Here is an 18,740-nt window from a genome sequence, read left to right as displayed (position 1 = left end):
GGGCCTTTTACCGTCCGGCTCCATCAACGCCGACTTTCCGATAGGATCGGGCCAGCGCAAGATAACGTCCGATTTGCCGGGAAATATGCGAAGTTAAGCGGTTCAGCGGATCTGGCACTTGCGCCCTGCCTGCGCTCTCGCAATGCTCTGCACCCTAATGGCGGCTGGCGCGTTACCGCGTCTTCTTCCCGCTTTTGAAAGGCTCCCCTGATGCGCGTCGCGATCGAGGCGATACTGGACTATGACTTCGCCGAACCGACCGATGTGCTGCTGGCGGTGGAAGCCGCCGCGCTGCCGGATCAGCGAATCGTCAGCCAGTCCCACATCATCAACAATGCCGGGCCATTGACCAACAAGGTGGGCGGCAGCGGCGTTGGCCGGCGCACCTGGACCCGCACCGGCACCGGACGGATGCTCAGCACCTACCGCGCCACCGTCGATGTCGACCGGCCCGCGATCGACCTTGTCAGCCTCGCCAAAAGCCCGCTGGCCAGCCTGCCGGAGGATGTGCTGCCCTTCATCTGGCCCAGCCGCTATTGCGAGGCTGACCGCTTTGTCAGCTTCGTCTGCGGCCATTTCCCCGATCTGGAGGGCGGCGCGCTGGTCGCGGCGCTGCGCGACTGGGTGCATGACAATCTCATCTATGTGCCCGGCAGTTCCGACGGCACGACCACCGCTGCCGATACCTTCGTTGCCCAACAGGGTGTCTGTCGCGACTATGCCCATCTGACCGCCGCGCTGATCCGCTCCCGCGATATTCCGGCACGGCTCGTCTCGGTCTATGCCCTCGATCTTGATCCGCCCGATTTCCATGCCGTTGTCGAAGTCTGGCTCGACGGCGCGTGGCACATCGTCGTTTCGACCGGCCTCGCCCCGGTCGAAACCATGGTCCGCATTGCGGTCGGCCGCGACGCCACCGACATTGCCTTCATGACCGCCTTTGGCAACGCCATGATGAACGCCCAGTCGATCCTCGTCTCGCGCGTGGACGAGGGCTAGGCAGCCCATCCCAGTTCGCCCTGCGCCTGTCGAAGTGTCGTCCTGCTTGATGTAAGGACAGGGCTTCGACAGGTTCGGCCCGAACCGACAATCTCAAGAGCGCGATGCCCGCGCTCCCATCAATAATCCTTGGAATAGCGCAGGTTCGCGGACGATCCGGCATTGGTCCCGGTCTTGGACAACAGGCTCAGCGTCCTGGACAGTGCGATCTCCAGCTGGGTGGCGGTAAAGCCCTTGGAATCGGTGATCACCTCCACATAGACATTGTTGGAGATATGCTGCCCCACCGCCAGGCTCGTGCCGCGCCCGGTCGTTTCATCGCCGCCGACAATGCCGATGCGGTCGATTCCCGACGCGCCCTGCAACTTGCCCATCGGGTTCAACCCGCCGCTGCCGCCGCGCAGGCCGTTGAGCGCCGCCGCCAGCTGCACCGCCTGCATCGCAGACAGGTTGGCGACATTGTCGCCGAACAATATGCGCGACAGGATTTCGTCCTGCGGCAGGGTGGGATTGGAAATGAACGCGATGTCGGGCTGCTGCGCCGATCCGGTCACCTGTATGCCCGCCGTCACCGTGTCGATCCGCGTCTGCGCCTTGATCGCCAGCACCGGGTTCAGCATCGGTCCGTTAAAGGTGATGAGCCCCTGTTCCAGGTCGAACTGTTTGCCCGAAAAACTATAGCGTCCGCGCAGCACTTCCAGCTTGCCGACAACCCGCGGGTTGGCGGTAGTGCCGGTCACCCGCATCGCTGTCTTCCATTCCGAATCCAGCCCCATGCCGGTGACATAGATTTCATTGTCGGCCCGCACCCGGATGTCGAGCTTCCAGTCAGCGGGCTTCGCCGCCGCCTGACGCGCGGCCTGGCGCTGGTCCAGAATGTCCGCGCCTTCGCCCTTGCGCCGCACGCCCTGCAACTGGCGAATCTCGGTGCCACCCTGCCAGGCAACCCTGTAGCGGGTTTCGGGCAGGCTCAGGTCGCCCTTGATCAGGCCGCCATTGGCCGCGCTGTTGGTGATGGCCAGCGTGCCGCTGACGACGCTGGTGATTGCTTCGCTTCGGGCCAGCCGGGCGCGGTCGAGTTTGATGGCGATATTCATCGGGAACCCGCTGTCGGCGGCAAGGCCCACCGTGCCGGACGCCTGGACCGTGCCGTCGCCTGCTCGACCGGAAAAGTCGCGCAACTCCAGCCGGTCGTTCGTGAAGCGGCCATCGAGCTTCATCTGGGTGACCCGCGTGCCGAACGTCTCATTTTCATAGGTCAGCGCATTGGCGCGGGCGACGCCGTTGATACGCGGATCGGCCAGTCGCCCGCTGAAATCGGCTGCTACCGCCAGCCCGCCGGTCAGTTGCTGGTCGGCAAGACCCGCGAAGGAAAAGAGAATGTCGGCCGGTCCGGCATAGCGGATGCCACCGCCCAGCGGCGCCGCCTGCAACTGCTCGCTCCAGCTGTTGCCGGGGCCGGGCGGGGCGAGCGTCGCCACGAACCGTCCCAGCGTCGACGAACCGCGCCGGATCAGCCCGCGCAGGTCGCCGCCCGCGCTGGAAAGCTTGCCCTCCATGCTCATCGACACGGGATCGGACACGGCGGTCAGGCTGGAGCGCCGGAAATCGGCGATGGCGAGCCGCGTGGTCGCGGTCGGGAAAGCATTGCCGGTCTGCACATAGTCGATCGTCCCGGTCGCCTTGCCGCCAATACCCAGTCCCGGCGAGGCCATGTTGATGATCGCCAGGTCAAAATCCTTGAACCGCATCTGCATGGCCGTGCTGTCGCCAGACCGTCCGGCCAGATCGACCTTGCCCTGCGGCAGGATCAGCGTGGCCGGCTCCAGTCGATAACCCCCCGCCTCCGTACGGATGATCGCGGGGTTGGCGAGGCGGAAGGGAATATTGCCTGCCTTGCCCTGTAACGCCACGGCATAAAGATCGGGGCGCAGCGCGGCATTGGCCGCGATCGAGAAGGGGACGCCGCTGGAGCCATCGGCCACGAGCTGCGCCTTGCCACGCCCGCCCTGATAATCGACCTTGGCGCGCGCCGTGCGCACCACATAGTCGCCATAGGCAGCGTTGGCGATCTGCACGTCGGCCAGGATTCGGGGCTGGTCGGTCAGCACCATGGAGGCGTTGACGATGGCGCGGCCGATGATCACGTCCGCGTCGCCCGGCAGCTTGGCGTTATTGGCGGTGGCGTTGACATCCACGCCCTGCGCCTCGCCGACCGCCGCCAGCCGCACCGCGCCTGTAATGCCCGACCCGTTCAGGCTCAGCTGACCTGCAAAGGGACCGGCCGCGCTCTGCCGCAGCGTGCCTGCCATATCGACCCCGGCAAAGCGGGCCTTGGCGATGTCGATCGTCAACGGGCCAGCGGCGGTGCGGATCAGCACATTGGCGAAGAAGGGGCCATAGGGCGATCCGCCGGTCGCTTCGAGCCGATAGCCTGCGGCCTCTCCGTTCAGCTTCGCGACCACATCATTCAGCTGCACGCCGACATTGGGCCGTGCCGCGCGCAACACCGCCTGGGGTCGCTCCATCGTCCCGCGGACGGTCAGCGCCAGCGGCCCATATTGGTGCGAGGCGGCGGTGGCGTCGAACGCGATCTGGCCGTTGGTGTCGTAGCTGCCCGAACCCGACTGGATGGTGAAATTGGGCGCCGCGCCCTTCAGCCCGGCGAGCGTGAACTTGCCCTCCGGCGTCATGCCGATCCGCCCGGTGGCGATGGCGTTGCCGCCCAGGAAATCGCGTACCGACGCATTGTCCCAGCGCGCGGTTCGCACGCCAAAGCGGCCCGACAGGCCAAAGCCGCCCTTGGGACCGGGGACCAGCTCTATATCGGTGTTCAGATTGACGATGCCGACGCCGTCGATCCGGTAGTCATTGACCCGTCCTTTCAGCGCCCCGCGATAAAGGGCGTTGTCCAGATCGGCGAGGACTATTGCGGTCGCGTCGATCTTGTCACTGTCGATCTTGAGGTTGTCGCTGATCAACCTGCCACTGGCATAGGCGAAATCGCCCTTCACCCGCAGATTGTTCATCAACCCGCCAGCCGCGGCGTTAAGGCCGGTCACCCGGCTCGCGGTGGCGTTGACCGGAATGCGGATGCGGTCGGCGTCGATCACCGCGCGGCCGGTGGCTTTCAGATTTTCGATGCCGGTGGCGTCGAACGCCAGATATTTGGCGCTGATGTCATAATCGATGAACGGCGTGGCGATCGGCCCGTCCAGAATGATGGCGGCCCGCACGTCGCGACCCTTTACCTTCTCCATGATCGCGCCGGGGGTCAGCAGCGCCGCATTGATCTTCAGCGCGCTGAACCGGCTCGTGCCCAGATCGACCACGCCCTGCGCATCGGCGGACAGGGCAGGGGACCGCAGTGTCGCCTTCAGGTTGACGCGCCGTTCGTTCAGGCCTGCAAACAGGTCGACGTCCAGCTGCGGCGCGGTCAGGCGATCGACCGTGCCGGCCATGACCAGGCCGGGGCGCAGCGGACCCTTGGCGGAGAACGCGCCATCACGCGCGGCGACGGCGATGTTGGCGATCTCGCCCCTGGGACTGGTCGCAACGATGCGCCCGTTCCAGGCCTGCCATGTCCCCTTGCCATCCAGCGTCGCGGTCATCCCGTCGGTCAGGCCCGACATGGCGGCAATGACACCGCCCCTGGGCGCGGTCAGCGTGCCGCTCATGGCCAGCCGATTTTGCGCCGGAACCGCGTCCAGCTTCGCTTGCAACCGGTCGCCGCTGTCGACGATCGCGTCGGCGGACAGGATCGCGCGGCCGTCGGCGATATGGGTCACGCCGTCGATCGCGATTTCGCGCTTCTGGCCGATGACGGGCTTCGCCAGCACGAATTTGCCGATCTTCAGCCGGTCGACGTCAATGTCCAGATCCGGCAGGATAGGGGCATTGGGATCGGTCGGGGTGGCGTTGAACTGCGGGCTGCGCGCCAGCACCACCAGCGGGGTCTCCAGCAGGCTGACCGAAATATGGTTGTTCACATAACGAAACGGCTTCCACACGACATGCACGCGCGGGGACACCGCGAACACGCCCTTGGGATCGCGCAGAACAAGATCGTGGATCACCATGTCGCTATAGATCGACCCGTCGATCCGTCCGACTTCGATGGCCATGCCCGATTCGAGTTTCAGCGCCGCGATCTGCTGGATCAGGAATCGCTTGCCCGGCTGGGTGTTGAGGCCCAGCAGCAGGCCCGCCACCAGCACGATCACCGCCACGACCAGGCCGACGACCCCGATCGCGATCTTCTGCCACAAGGGGCGACCTTCGCGCACGATCACGGCCTCGCTAGGGACGGTCTGGGCGGGGGTGTCATCCTGAGTCATTAGAAGGCCTGCCCAATACCGATATAGACAGCGAATTTGGATTCGCCCGGCTGCCGGTTGATCGGCATTGCAATGTCGGCGCGGAAGGGACCGAAATTGGTGTAGAAGCGCCCACCGATGCCGACGCCATAGCGCATGTCGGAAAATTTCGGGATCGCGCTGTTATAGACCTGACCTGCATCGACAAAGGCCACCGCGCCATAATTGCCGAAACGATACCGGCCCTCGACCGCAAATTCATTGACCGATCGGCCCCCGATGGGATCGTTGTTTACATCTTTCGGCCCCAGTTCCTGATAGCCATAGCCACGCACTGATCCGCCGCCGCCCGCATAGATGCGCCGCGATGGCGCGACATCGTCGCGCGACACGCCGCTGATCGTGCCAAGCCGGGTGCGCGCTGCGATGACCAGCGAATCCGACACGGGGTAATAGCCGGTCAGGTCGAACGTGCCGCGCACATAGGGCGAAACATTGCCCTGCAATGACGCTTCGGGCGACACGCGCACACTGGCGCGGAACCCCTTGGTCGGGTTGAGCAGATCGTCGGACCGGTCATAGCCGACCTGCACCGGCAGCGCGCCGATGAAATAGGTCAGCCGCTTGTTCTGGCCAGTCGCCGGATCGATCGTCGTCTGTTCGTTCGACAGCAGGATTTCCGCGCCATAGGTATAGGTCCAGCGCTTCTGGAAGATCGGCGTCGATTGCCGCGCCCAACTGATGTTCAGCCCGGCGGTGAAGGCTTCATAGGCGTCATATTTCTGATGGTTGATCAGCGCACCGGCCTGAAACGTCTTGTCGCGCTTGCCCGCGTTGGATCGGCGGAACGTGCCCGACACGCCCTGTTCCTGCGTGCCCGCGACCACGCCCGCGATCAGCGCGCCTTCGGGCGGGAACAGGTTGCGATGGGTCCATGTCCCTTCCGCGCGGAAACCCTGCCCGGTGCCATATCCCACCTCGCCCGCCAGCGTACGCGGCGGCCCGGCAGCCTGTTCGACGTGCAGGTCGACATATTCGGTCCCGTCCGGCCCTGCCTCGTTGGTGCGAACGGGATCGACCGCGACGCTGGAAAACAGGCCGGTCGCGACCAGCGCCTTGCGCAAATCATCGACCTTGCGGCTGTCATAGATCTCGCCCGGCTTGTAGCGGCGGATCACCTCGATATGATCGGCCCCGAACGCCTGCTTGTCGCCACTGGTGGTAATCTTGCGGAACGTGCCGCGCGGCCCGGTGTCCACGGGCAGGGTATAGGCGCCCGTCACCGTCGCGGGGTCGAGCAATATGTCGCGCTCCCCCACCTTGGCGAAAGCATAGCCTTGTTCGGGCAGCCGCAGTGCGACATTGGCCTCCGCGCCTTCGACCGTCGTCGCGACGATATAGTCCCCGGTCTTGAGCGGCAGACTGTCGCGCACCAGCCCCGGCGGCACGGTCGGCCCGGCCTGCACGATGATCTCGCCCAGCTTGTAGCGCTTGCCCGGCGTCACGGAAATCACGGCGGTCAACGTGCCATCGCCGGTCTGGTCGAGGCTGGCGAGGGCGGTCGCGTCATAATAGCCTTCGGAATAGAAAAGCCGTACCGCCAGCTTCTCATCCTCCTGCGCCCGTGCCTGCACCATCGCGGCGGTCTCTGCCTTGCCATCGCCGTCGATCAGCGCGGATGCATCCCGAAATTCGTCTTCAAGGCCCGTCTTGCCAAAACCCTCGATCCGGGTGGCATAACGGACGTCGGGCAGCTTTGCGTTCGGGTCGCTGTCGGCCGCGACGTTGGCGGGCACGGTTACGCTGTCCAGCGGGGGCAGCGGTTGCGCCAGTTCCTGCTCCTCAGCCGGCTCGATGGCAGGCGGCAGTTCCGCCGCCGCGCCGGTCGAGGGCATTTGCTGGTCGATCCAGCTGTCGATCGACGGCAGCGGCTTGGCAGGGTCGCTTCCCTCCATCTGCGGCAGGCGCGCCTCGAACTGGTCGTCCGGCAGGATCGGCTCTTCAGCCTGCGTCGCATCATAGGGCAGGGAAGGCGTGGTGGCGGGCGGCGGCGTCTGCGCCAGCAGCGGCAGGGGGGATGCGGTCGCGATAAGAAGGCCCAACATGTGCCGGACATGATGCGCCTGTCTTATTATCATATGTCCGTCACGCCCCTCTGGTCGCCAGCCATGAAGGCGGCCACAAAGCAGCAATACGCTCAAGCAGTTGCCGCGGTTCCGTCCGGCGGGCAATTCGCCGCGACGGGCCGTGCTTCCATCCCTGCATGCAAGCGACTAGAGCGGCGGCATGACATTTGCGCTCAACATCTCCCGCTCCATCACTGGCCAGCCCTGGAAATGGCGGGGAGAGGGCGCGGATGCGCGCGAACCGGGCTATGCGCCCGACGATCTGGTGACGCAATTGCTGCTGGCGCGCGGCTGTCCGCGCGACGCGCTGGATGCGCACCGCAACCCCACGATCCGCGCCTTCATGCCCGACCCCAGCCTGTTCCGCGACATGGATGCCGCCGCGGAACGGCTGGCCGACGCGGTGCAGCGGGGCGAGGATGTGCGCATTTTTGGCGATTATGACGTCGATGGCGCCACCAGTGCGGCCCTGCTCATCCGCCTGCTGCGCGACCTGGGACTGACGGCGAAACCCTATATCCCCGACCGGCTGATGGAAGGCTATGGCCCGTCCGGTGAGGCGCTGGTGCGGCTGGCGGGCGAGGGCGCGACCCTGATCGTCACCGTCGATTGCGGCGCACAGGCATTCGAGGCGCTGGCCATGGCACGCGACACCGGAGTCGATGTCGTCGTGGTCGATCATCATAAATGCAGCGCGGCGCTGCCCATGGCGCTGGCCCTGGTCAATCCCAACCGGCTGGATGAAGGGGATGAGGCCGCAACCCATGGTCATCTCGCGGCGGTCGGCGTCGCCTTTCTTCTGGGCGCGGCACTGGTGCGGGTGCTGCGCGCCCGCAGCTGGTTCGTAACGCGGGCCGAACCGGCGCTGATGGAGTTGCTGGACATCGTCGCGCTGGGCACGGTGGCCGATGTCGCGCAGTTGAAAGGCCTGAACCGCGCCTTCGTGGCGCAGGGGCTCAAGGTGATGGCCCGGCGCCGCAATATTGGCCTGGCCGCGTTGATCGACGCCAGCCGCCTGACCCGCGCCCCGCTATGCCACGACCTGGGTTTTGCGCTGGGACCGCGAATCAATGCGGGCGGGCGTGTCGGGCAGGCCGATCTGGGGGTGCGCCTGCTGACGACGCAGGATCCTGCCGAAGCCGCGCGGATCGCCGAACAATTGAATCAGTATAATGAAGAACGGCGCGCGATCGAGGCGGCGGTGCAGGAGCAGGCCGAGGCATTGCTGGCGGCCCAGGGCAATCGCGCCATAGCGGTGATCGCCGGGCAGGGATGGCACCCCGGCGTCATTGGCATCGTCGCCGGGCGGATCAAGGAAAAGGCAGGCCGCCCGGCCATCGTCATCGCGCTGGACGAAGATGGCGTGGGCAAGGGATCGGGCCGATCGATCAGCGGGGTCGATCTGGGCGCGGCGGTGATGGCGGCCAAGGATAGTGGCCTGCTGGTCGCGGGCGGCGGTCATGCGATGGCGGCGGGACTGACCGTAGCGGCGGACCGGGTCGATGCGCTGGCCGATTTCCTTGACGATCGGTTGTCAGGTGCCGTCGCCCGCGCCCGCGACGACCGGGCGTTGCTGATCGACGCCGTGCTGGCCCCCGCCGGGGTCAATCCCGATTTTATCGCCGCGATCGAGGCGGGCGGACCCTATGGCGCGGGCTGGCCAGCCCCCCGCATCGCTGCCGGACCGATGCGCGTGATCAAGGCCGATGTCGTGGGCAACGGCCATTTGCGCGCGATCATGGGCGGGGAGGATGGCCGCTCGTTCAAGACCATCGCCTTCCGGCAGGCCGAGACCGAACTGGGGCAGGCGATACTGGGCGCGCCGCGCGACCGGCGGCTATGGGTCGCGGGTCGGGCGAAGATCGACGACTGGGGTAGCCGCCCGGCCGCCGAACTTCATCTGGAGGACGCGGCCTGGGCGGATTGAGGGTGGAGAAATCCGACACAGGAAAAAGGGGGGTTGACCCCTGCGCCGTCTCCTCCTAATGCCCGCCTCGCTTCGCAGCGCCATCCGGTGGCGCCGCCAACGGCCCCTTCGTCTAGCGGTTAGGACGCGGCCCTTTCACGGCTGAAACACGGGTTCGATTCCCGTAGGGGTCACCATCTTGCAGGCGGGCGTTCGGTCGCCGGGCCTCGATGCTGTGCAGTTGCATGTTTTCCGCGCTAACCCGTAGTTTACCGTGATTGACCTTGATGGGTCTTAGGGTGCAACATTGCTGTCATGAAAAAGGCAGAGGGTGCATTGCTGACCATCAGTGAACTGGCTGATGAATTGGGCCTGCCCCAGCATATATTGCGCTATTGGGAAACGCGTTTCCCGCAACTGCGCCCGCTCCAGCGTTCCGGCAATCGCCGCTACTACCGTCCCGCCGACGTGGCGCTGGCCCGTCGCATCCATGATCTGCTCAACATCGAAGGCTTCACTGTGAAGGGCGCGCAGAAGATGCTGGTCGATGGCAATGGGGCCGTATCGCCGGATGTGCCGGAGCCAGGGACGCACGATGATGTGCTGGCGCGGCTGGAGGGCATACGCGACCAGTTGGCCCGCGCCATTCGGCTATAATTGCCGGGCATAGATCAGGTCGCGGAACGGCACGTCGCCGACCATGAAGGTCAGCGATCCGACCTCAACAAAATCATGCCGCGCATAGAAGCGCCGCGCCCGGTCATTTTGGGGATAGACGGCCAGTAGCAGGCGGCTGGCCCCGCGCCGCCGGGCTTCCTGCGCAACCAGGTCCATGATCCTATCGCCATGCCCGCCACCCTGCCAGCCCGACAGCAGATAGAGCCGCTTCAATTCCCGGTCGCAGGCCGGATCGGTCGCGATCGGCAGGTCAGGCGGCGTGACCATCGCATAGCTCACCGGCGCGCCAAGTGGCGTCTCGCCAATCAGGACGGTCTGCTCAGGATCGGCCAGTGCGGCATCATAATAAGGGATGCCATGGGCGGTGCGGATATGACGGACCAGCGCCGCGCCGGGATGGTCGTGGGCGAAGCTGGACAGGAAGGTCGCCCCGCCAAGGATGGAAAGCGCAGGGGCATCGTCGGCCCGCGCGACGCGCCAGATTATGGGCGTCATGGCCGCCGGCCTCGTCAGCGCATCCCCGGACCCAGCGCCGGGTCCAGATCGCGCGGGCGGGTGAAGCTGACCAGCGTGGCGATATTCTCCCGCGCCTCGCTCCAGCGGTCGACTTTGAGGTCCAGCACCGCGATGCTGGCGGTCGGGAACTTCACCTCCACATCCTCGCGCAGCGGATTGGCGCCATCGTCGGGGACGAGATCGAGGATCAACTCCTCCAGCCCCGGATTATGCCCGGCCAGCAGGGCGCTGTCGGTGCTTTCGGGCAGGTCGCGAATGACATCGAACAATGTCGGGGAGGAGGCGAGATAGATGCGCCTGTCCCAACGCGCATCGAGCGATTCGCCAAGGCCGGTGAAAAACGTCTCCAGCGTCTGCACCACCCGCACGGCGGGCGACGCCACCAGCATATCGAACTGCATCTGCCGCTGGGCGGCAAACTGGCCCATCAACAGCGCCGCCTTCTCGCCCCGATGATTCAAGGGCCGGTCGAAGTCGCGGGCCACCGGATCGTCCCAGTCGGACTTGGCGTGGCGCAACAGGGTCAGCCGCTTCATTCTCTCTCCAGATGGCTGTGGCCGGATTCGTGTCCCTGATGCCCTAAGGACGCAGTTTCGCCAAGGGTTTCGCGTCGCGAAGCGACACTGACCGCTATGATTGCCTCGTCCAGCGTCACCCGACGGATCGGCGTGCCGGGCGGAAAGGCGCTGAGCAAGCGACTGGGCATGGCGGCCGACAGGATGACGAAACAGCCCTTGTCCTCGGCCCGGCGGATCAGGCGGCCGAACGCCTGCGCCAGCCGCGCACGAATCAGCCGGTCGTCATAGGCATTGCCGCCATTGGCCAGCCGCCGCGCCGCGTGCAGCACGGTTGGCTTGGACCATGGCACCCCCTCCATCACCACCAGGCGCAGCGAATGGCCGGGCACGTCCACGCCGTCGCGCAGCGCGTCCGTCCCCAACAGTGATGCGCGCGGATCGTCGCGGAAGATGTCGACCAGCGTGCCCGTGTCGATCGGATCGACATGCTGGGCGTAGAGCGGCAGCCCCGCGCGCGCCAGCCGGTCGGCGATGCGGGCATGGACGGCGCGCAATCGCCGGATCGCGGTGAACAGCCCCAGCGTGCCGCCGCCCGCTGCTTCGATCAGACGGCCATAGGCGCCCGACAATGCGGCGAGATCGCCCCGCTTGATGTCGGTGACGATCAGCACTTGCGCGCGCGCGGCATAATCGAACGGGCTGCCAGCTTCGAACCGTCCGGCGCCGTGGGGCAGGTGGACAGCGCCGCTGCGGCTTTCCGCATCGCCCCAGTCGCCCCCACCTTTCAGCGTCGCGGAGGTGACGATCACGCCCTGCGCGGGTTTCAATACGGTTTCGGCAAGCGGTCGGCTGGGGTCCAGCCAGTGGCGGTGGATGCCAATGTCATATTCCCGCCCCTCGACCCGGTCGACCGTCATCCAGTCGACATAGTCGGGATCGGCCGGCCCGCCGATCCGCGCCAGCAGCGCCAGCCATGCGCTGATCAGGTCGCGCCGCCAGCCGAGCGAGGCCACCGCCCCCTCGATTCGCGCCCGCGCCGCGCCGTCCAGCCAGTCGGGCGCATCCTCGATCACTGCCTCCAGCCGTCGCGACAGGTGCGTCAGCGGGCGCAGCAGAGCATCGAGCGCCAGCGCGGCCTCCTGCGCCGCCTCGACCAGCGGACCATCCGGTGCGGCCAGTTCGGTCTCCAGTCCATAGCCCGCATCCGCCTCGCCCGTGTCCGCGGCACGCGCAAAGACAGTGCCGCGCACGGCCGTAAAGAGGGCTTCAAGCGGTCCGAACGGCTCATCGGCCACGACGCGCTTCAGCCATTCGTCGGCGGGCAGGGCCAGCGCCGCGTCGGCGGCGGCGCGGATCGCCTCTCCGCCCTCCACATCATAGCTGGCAAGGTCGGACAGGCGCGCCGACAGGCCGCGCCGTCGCCCGCGCGATCCGCCCTCCGGCCCCATGATCCAGCGGCGCAGCTCGATCGCCTCCTGTCCCGACAAGGCGACCGAAAAGGTAGAATCGGCAGCGTCAAACAGATGATGGCCTTCGTCAAAGATGATCCGCTGGGGTCGCTGGCCGGTTTCGCGGCCGCGCGCCGCGTTGATCATCACCAGCGCATGATTGGCGATGACGATGTCGGCATCGGCGGACGCGCGGGCCGACCGCTCGATGAAGCATTTGCGATAATGCGGGCAGCCGGCATAGATGCACTCGCCGCGCCGATCGGTCAGCGCGGTGGAGCCGTTGCGGCGGAACAGGGTGGGCAACCAGCCGGGCAGGTCGCCGCCGACCATATCCCCATCCTTGCTGAAAGCCGCCCAGCGCGCGACCAGTTGCGCCAATATCGCGGCCCGGCCGCTAAAGCCCCCCTGCAACGCATCTTCCAGATTGAGCAGGCAGAGATAATTTTCCCGCCCCTTGCGCACCACCACCCGCCGGGCCGCGACCGCCGCGTCGGGAAACAGCCGCAGTGATTCGCGGTCAAGCTGGCGTTGCAGTGCCTTGGTATAGGTGGATACCCACACCGTCCCCTGCGCTTGCGCCGCCCAGAGCGAGGCGGGCGCAAGATACCCCAATGTCTTGCCAATGCCGGTGCCCGCTTCCGCCAGCAGCATGTTGGGCTGGTCGCGGTGCGCGCGCGGGCGGAACGGGCCGATCGCGGCGGTGGCATAGGCGCGCTGGCCCGGACGCGCCTCCGCCCCCGCGCCGGTCAGCGTGTCGAGCCGGTCCAGCACCTGCGCCTCATCCAGCATCACGGTGCGCGGGGCAGGGCGGGGCTGCGCTTCCTCCCATTCGGGCAATTTGGAAAAGAGCCAGCGCTCGGCCTCACGCGGCTTGGCGATGCGCGGCGCGACCAGCGGCGACCATGGCCAGCGCAGCCGGTGCAGCGTCTGCGCCGACGTCCAAGCGCCTTCCCGCTCACGCCAGTCCGGCGATTCGAGCCGGTCGAGCAGGGCCTGCGTCGCATTCTGGAGCAAGGCGGGAATGTCCGCTTCCGCGCCCGGTACCGGCAGGCCAAGCGCTTGCGCCAACCCCTTGGGCGTGGGGACAAGGAAGCGGGCAGGGTGGAGAAATGCCCAAAGTTCCAGCAGGTCCAGGCCGTTGAGATCGGGATAGCCCAGACGCTGGCCGGTCAGCGGCGCATTGAGCAGCAGCACCGGCGTTTCTGCCGCGCGACCGATCGCCTGCCCCTTGGCCAGCCCTTGCGTCCGACCGCCTTCGCGCAACCAGATGCCGCCATGACTGGCGTGGAGGGCTGGCAGGGATGCTGGATCGATCACCCGCCCCGTTTAAGCGAGCGGGAACAAAAGGAAAACCTGTTTCAGCTGGTCCGGCGGCCAAAACCGCCACCGCCGGTGGCTGCGGCCATAATGCGGGCGCGCGGCTGGAAGGCGACGGGCGTGCGCCGCGCCGCGCGGGCCAGTTCCAGCTGGTCGTACAGCGGACCTTCGTTCAACTCATAGGGGAAGCGAATGCCCATGCGGTCTTCTTCGGACCAGCGCACCGTGCTAAAGGTGATGTGGCCGTCCAGATCGATCTGGCACGATGAACCGGCAGGCAGGGTGCAGCCGACCACTTGCGCGCCGCCTTCGCTCAGGTCGACGATCGTGCCTTCCAGGCTGTCGAGTACGGTCGTGACGACGATGGCGATGTCGACCACGATGCGTTCGCGGGTGCGCAAGATCTGCATGATGCCTCCAGAAGCCTGATTATCCCTCGATAGGGTTAATGAAGCTCTAATGTGCGAACGGTTCTTAACGCAGATTTGCCCGCAAAGAGCGTTTCTTTTCGGCCTGTCCGGAGCTAGGGGCATGTCATGACCGCGACCGATCTATTCCGCACCGCCGCCCTGGCGGCCAAGGCCTGGCCCTATGAAGAAGCGCGCAAGCTGCTCAAGCGCTATCCCGATGGCGCGCCGGACAAAGGCCATATCCTGTTTGAAACCGGCTATGGACCTTCGGGCCTGCCGCATATCGGCACGTTCAACGAAGTGCTGCGCACGACGATGGTGCGCAACGCCTATCACGCCCTGTCGGATATTCCCACGCGGCTGGTGGCGTTCAGCGACGATATGGACGGGCTGCGCAAGGTGCCTGACAATGTGCCCAATCAGGCGATGCTGACGCAGCATCTGGGCAAGCCGCTGACGCAGGTGCCCGATCCGTTCGAAAAGTTCGAAAGCTTCGCCCATCACAATAATGCGATGCTGCGCGAATTTCTCGACCGCTTCGGCTTTGACTATGAATTTGTCTCCGCGACCGAACGCTATCGGGCCGGGGCGTTTGACGAGGCGCTCAAGCAGGTGTTGCGGCGGTATCAGGCGATCATGGACATCATGCTGCCCACCCTGCGCAAGGAACGGCAGGCGACCTATTCCCCGGTCCTGCCCATTTCGCCCAAGAGCGGCATCGTCCTTCAGGTGCCGGTGGAAGTCGTCGACGCCGAAGCCGGGATCGTCCGTTTCGAGGATGAAGGCGAAATGGTCGAACAGTCGATCCTGTCGGGCGGCGCAAAGCTGCAATGGAAGGTCGACTGGGCGATGCGCTGGTATGCGCTGGGCGTCGACTATGAAATGGCGGGCAAGGATCTGATCGATTCGGTCACGCAATCGTCGAAGATTTGCCGCGCGCTTGGCGCCCGGCCGCCCGAGGGCTTCAACTATGAGATGTTCCTCGACGAAAAGGGCGAGAAAATCTCCAAGTCCAAGGGCAATGGCCTGAGCCTTGAGCAATGGCTGACATACGGTCCGCAGGAAAGCCTGGCCTTCTACGCCTATCGCGAACCCAAAAAGGCCAAGCAGTTGCACATGGGCGTTATCCCGCGCGCGGTGGACGAATATTGGCAGTTCCGGGGCAATTATCCGGGCCAGCCGGTCGAACAGCAGTTGGGTAATCCGGTCCACCATGTTCATGACGGCAAGCTGCCCGACGGCCGGTTGCCGGTGACCTTTGGCCTGTTGCTCAATCTGGTCGGCGTCATGGGCGATGCCAGCCGCGATCAGGTGTGGGGTTATCTCACCAATTATGTCGCGGACGCCTCGCCGGAAACCTATCCTGATCTTGACGCGCTGATTGGCCATGCGCTGGCCTATCATCGCGATTTCGTCGCTCCCACCCTCCAGCGCCGCGCGCCCGACGCCAATGAGGCTGCGGCCTTGCGCAGGCTGGACGCGGAACTCGCTGCTCTGCCTGCCGATGCATCAGCGGAGGACATCCAGAATATCGTCTATGCCATCGGCAAGGATGAGGTGTTCGGTTTTGCCGAATTGCGGGACTGGTTCAAGGCGCTGTACCAGACGCTGCTGGGCGCGGACCAAGGGCCGCGCATGGGCAGTTTCATCGCGCTTTATGGTATCGATAACAGTCGTAAGCTGATTGGGCAGGCACTGGCGGCCTGAATCGGCGGATTTTACCGGAAAAGCGGAACTTTTCGGCCAAGCGCGCGTTTTGCGCAACGGTCCACCCCCCTTTCGGACTGATGGTGCGTTCTGCGTGCCATCGGCCGCGCTTGTCTGGCAACGGGCGGCGCGGCCAAGTTGGGCGGAAATGCAACGAAAACGGCCCCGGACATCGCTGTCCGGGGCCGTTTCCCCATGGGCTGGCCTCTTACCAGAAGAAGCCGCGATGCACCTGGATCACGCGCCCGTTGCGGACATTGACCAGCAGCACATCATTATAATGGCGTACCCAGCGCTGGTTCACGCCCGGACGGGGCAGGCGATAGCGATAGGGGTCGGCGATATAATAGCGCGAGTTGTAATAGGCCGGGCGTAGGCGGACGCCGACATTCCACTGGTTGTAACGGAACGGCGCGCGCCAGTTGCCGCCGCGATACACGTCGCGGTGCGAGCGGCGATAGTCGCGCCAATCCTCACGAACCTCCTGGCGGGCCTGACGGACATCGCGGCGTTCATCGCGCACGTCGCGACGATCGCCATAACGCTGGGCCTGGCGCAATTCCTGCTTTTCTTCACGCAAATTGCGTTCGCTGCGGCGCACTTCGCCATAGGACTGTGCGGACGCGACACTAGGCGCGACCGTGGCGGCCAGCAGGCCCAGGATGATCAGTTTACGCATAGCATAACTCCTATTTCCTTGGCGGCTGAACCCTGTCCGGCTGGACCGGGTTCCCTGTCGCCAACACAGGGAGATATGGCGCAGCGCGCCTGAACGGACTGAAAATGAAGCTGTCAGTTTTCAGTCATTTATGTCGCAAAGTGTATCGCTGGGGATGTTCGACAATGCGTGGCAGGGCGCATTTCGAAGCCGCACCGGCCCTTTCCTGCACGAATGGGCGAAGGCCCATTCTCAAGCAGATCTCGGCGTCCAGGGCCTTTCGCGAAACCATTTGGTGACGACATATTTGGTGCCCTGTTCGACTGGCCGGGCGGCGTGCAGGCTGAAATTGTTGGGGGCGCCGTCAGCATCCATATTGTTCCAGATCAGGATCATCCCCTCGACCGGCGGCACCATGAATTCGCAATGGGGGAAATGCGTCTCGCCCCCCGCCTCGACCGGGGAAAGATAGATCATGGTCGTCCAGCTGCGCTGCCCGCCAGTGACGCGCATGGCCGGCCAATAGTTGGCGGTGACCGGAAAATAATCGCAATGCAGCCGATATTCCTGGCCGCTGGTATAGCGCTGTCCCTGCAATGTTTCCCCATGATCCGCAGGCAGGCCGGTGAGCGCGCATATACGGTCGCTGATCGCCTTGATCAGCGGATCGAAGGGGTCGAGATTGCAACTGTGGCTGGTCCGGTAATCGGCGTTCGCACTGCCCGAAAACAGGGTCGAAGGCTGTGCCCCCGCATCGATAATGGCGCGCAGATCGGCGCATTCTTCGGGGCTGAGGAAATCCTGCCGCCCATAGATGGCCAGATGGGGCGACTCGATCCGGCTGACCATTGGGTTGCGCTCCAGCCGGGCCTGCACCTGCGCCCCGATCGCCGCGCGGGCGGGGGAGGCGATGCCGCCATCATCGTCATTGTCTGTCATTCCGTCACCTTGCCACAGCGGCCGGTGCCATGAAAAGACCCCGGCGCGTCACCGCACCGGGGCCAGTATTCCTGAAGGCCACTTCAGGGAGCGCGATTACCAGAAAAAGTCATGGATCACGTCGACGACATAGCCGTCCCGAATGTCCACCAGCAGCGCATCGTCATAATAGCGGATCCAGCGCAGTGTGCCGTAAGCGGGCGGCAGGCGATAGGCATAGGGATCGTTCAGCCAATAGCTGTTGGAATAGAGCAGGCTGCTCAGCACGATACCCACAGAGAAACGGCGATAGCCATAGTCCCAGCCACGCGGCGCGTAGTAGCGGCCCAGACGGTACTGGTTGCCATAGCGGTTGCGATAGCTGTTCCAGTCATAGCGCCTGTCCTGCCGCCAGCCCTGATTCCAGCGCTGCTGGTTGCTCCAGCGGGTACGATCGTCATAGCGGCGGCCATTGTTCCAGTTGCCCACCACGCCCCGATTGTCGTTCCAGCGCCGGTCATCGCGCCGATCCTGGCGATAATCCCGCCGGTCGTCGCGGCGATCGTTACGCCAGTCCTGGCGATCGGTGCGTTGGCCCTCGCGATAATCCTGCCAGTCATTGCGGCGATCGCCACGCCTGTCCTGCCGCGCATCCTGTCGATCAGGCGCGGACACTACCGCAGAGCTGCCGGGATTGCGCCACGGGCGGTCGGCGCGGGGCTGCTGTACGGGGGCCTGGGGCGCCGGTGTCTGCGCAACCGCGCGGCTCTCTCTTTGTTGCCAGCGTTGCGCCTGCTGCCCTTCGCCGCCCATCGGGCGCTGCCCATTGCCGCGCCATTGATAGGCCTGACGGTCACCGCCGCCACGTTCTGCACGATCGCCGCGATTGCCACGGCCATTCTCATTGCTCTGGGCATAAGCGGGGGCGACACCGCTGAGCAGCGTTGCGGCCATGAGTCCCGTCAGCATCATCTTCCTGAACATCATCGTGACTTTCTTTGCGCGGGAACCTCCTGTCCCCTCATGCCGCCTTTCTAGGGCGCGCGCGATGTCGCAAGTCTGAACCTGTCCGTCAGCCATTTGAAAGAATCGCGGGACGTAATGAACCCAAATCCCGCCTCGCGCGTTATTTCGTTTTCGTATCGGTCTGTCCGCTAAAAACGGCCGGACCCGGATCAAATGCTGATCCAGATCAGTGCAGGGTGCTTGCCCCCTCTATA

Annotated in this window: 13 protein-coding genes and 1 tRNA gene; 5 read left to right on the top strand and 9 right to left on the bottom strand. The window is 65.2% G+C overall.

All coding sequences use genetic code 11. The features are described from left to right. Positions 1 to 210: 210 nt before the first annotated feature. On the top strand, positions 211 to 999 hold the full coding sequence (locus tag SX1_RS10605; protein WP_019052973.1) for a transglutaminase-like domain-containing protein: 789 nt from the start codon (positions 211 to 213) through the stop codon (positions 997 to 999). Between the two features lie 119 nt (positions 1,000 to 1,118). Here SX1_RS10605 and SX1_RS10600 read toward each other — a convergent pair whose 3' ends face one another. Together SX1_RS10600 and SX1_RS10595 are read right to left on the bottom strand one after the other, a co-directional pair. Next, on the bottom strand, positions 1,119 to 5,336 hold the full coding sequence (locus tag SX1_RS10600; RefSeq protein WP_019052972.1) for a translocation/assembly module TamB domain-containing protein: 4,218 nt from the start codon (positions 5,334 to 5,336) through the stop codon (positions 1,119 to 1,121). After that, complete coding sequence (locus tag SX1_RS10595; RefSeq protein WP_026149663.1) at positions 5,336 to 7,453, bottom strand: autotransporter assembly complex protein TamA; 2,118 nt, start codon at positions 7,451 to 7,453, stop codon at positions 5,336 to 5,338. The genes SX1_RS10600 and SX1_RS10595 overlap by 1 nt, the downstream gene beginning before the upstream one ends. Before the next feature lie 148 nt (positions 7,454 to 7,601). Here SX1_RS10595 and recJ point away from each other — a divergent pair, with 148 nt between their 5' ends. From recJ to SX1_RS10580, 3 genes are all read left to right on the top strand, one after another. After that, positions 7,602 to 9,368 carry a single-stranded-DNA-specific exonuclease RecJ gene (gene recJ, locus SX1_RS10590; protein ID WP_019052970.1) on the top strand — a complete coding sequence of 589 codons (1,767 nt, stop codon included), beginning with the start codon at positions 7,602 to 7,604 and terminating at the stop codon, positions 9,366 to 9,368. Between the two features lie 101 nt (positions 9,369 to 9,469). Then, positions 9,470 to 9,544: transfer RNA gene (locus SX1_RS10585), tRNA-Glu, on the top strand. Positions 9,545 to 9,662: 118 nt separating this feature from the next. After that, positions 9,663 to 10,004: a MerR family transcriptional regulator gene (locus SX1_RS10580; protein ID WP_019052969.1), complete on the top strand. Its 342-nt coding sequence runs from the start codon at positions 9,663 to 9,665 to the stop codon at positions 10,002 to 10,004. Here SX1_RS10580 and SX1_RS10575 read toward each other — a convergent pair. From SX1_RS10575 to SX1_RS10560, 4 genes are read right to left on the bottom strand one after another with little or no spacing between them, the layout of a single operon-like run. Then, complete coding sequence (locus SX1_RS10575) at positions 9,999 to 10,520, bottom strand: GNAT family N-acetyltransferase (RefSeq protein ID WP_019052968.1); 522 nt, start codon at positions 10,518 to 10,520, stop codon at positions 9,999 to 10,001. The two genes, SX1_RS10580 and SX1_RS10575, sit on opposite strands and share 6 nt — an antisense overlap. Before the next feature lie 14 nt (positions 10,521 to 10,534). Next, positions 10,535 to 11,077 carry a SixA phosphatase family protein gene (locus SX1_RS10570; protein WP_019052967.1) on the bottom strand — a complete coding sequence of 181 codons (543 nt, stop codon included), beginning with the start codon at positions 11,075 to 11,077 and terminating at the stop codon, positions 10,535 to 10,537. Then, positions 11,074 to 13,827 carry an ATP-dependent DNA helicase gene (locus SX1_RS10565; protein ID WP_019052966.1) on the bottom strand — a complete coding sequence of 918 codons (2,754 nt, stop codon included), beginning with the start codon at positions 13,825 to 13,827 and terminating at the stop codon, positions 11,074 to 11,076. The genes SX1_RS10570 and SX1_RS10565 overlap by 4 nt, the downstream gene beginning before the upstream one ends. A gap of 41 nt (positions 13,828 to 13,868) precedes the next feature. Next, positions 13,869 to 14,237, bottom strand: a complete 369-nt coding sequence (locus tag SX1_RS10560) for a PilZ domain-containing protein (RefSeq protein ID WP_019052965.1) — start codon at positions 14,235 to 14,237, stop codon at positions 13,869 to 13,871. 126 nt (positions 14,238 to 14,363) lie between these two features. Between SX1_RS10560 and SX1_RS10555 the strand changes: the two genes are divergently transcribed. Beyond that, positions 14,364 to 15,944, top strand: coding sequence for a lysine--tRNA ligase (locus tag SX1_RS10555; protein WP_019052964.1), 1,581 nt, complete (start codon positions 14,364 to 14,366; stop codon positions 15,942 to 15,944). Positions 15,945 to 16,152: 208 nt separating this feature from the next. Here SX1_RS10555 and SX1_RS10550 read toward each other — a convergent pair whose 3' ends face one another. From SX1_RS10550 to SX1_RS10540, 3 genes are all read right to left on the bottom strand, one after another. After that, positions 16,153 to 16,623 carry an RcnB family protein gene (locus SX1_RS10550; protein ID WP_017181501.1) on the bottom strand — a complete coding sequence of 157 codons (471 nt, stop codon included), beginning with the start codon at positions 16,621 to 16,623 and terminating at the stop codon, positions 16,153 to 16,155. Between the two features lie 231 nt (positions 16,624 to 16,854). Next, positions 16,855 to 17,541, bottom strand: a complete 687-nt coding sequence (locus SX1_RS10545) for a 2OG-Fe(II) oxygenase (protein WP_019052963.1) — start codon at positions 17,539 to 17,541, stop codon at positions 16,855 to 16,857. Positions 17,542 to 17,637: 96 nt separating this feature from the next. Next, entirely contained in the window at positions 17,638 to 18,507 is an 870-nt protein-coding gene (locus SX1_RS10540) for an RcnB family protein (RefSeq protein ID WP_019052962.1), read from the bottom strand. Positions 18,508 to 18,740: the final 233 nt, after the last annotated feature.

The sequence above is a fragment of the Sphingobium xenophagum NBRC 107872 genome, from assembly GCF_000367345.1.
In the GTDB taxonomy this organism is placed as follows: domain Bacteria; phylum Pseudomonadota; class Alphaproteobacteria; order Sphingomonadales; family Sphingomonadaceae; genus Sphingobium; species Sphingobium xenophagum.
This window is presented reverse-complemented; position numbering and strand designations above follow the sequence as displayed.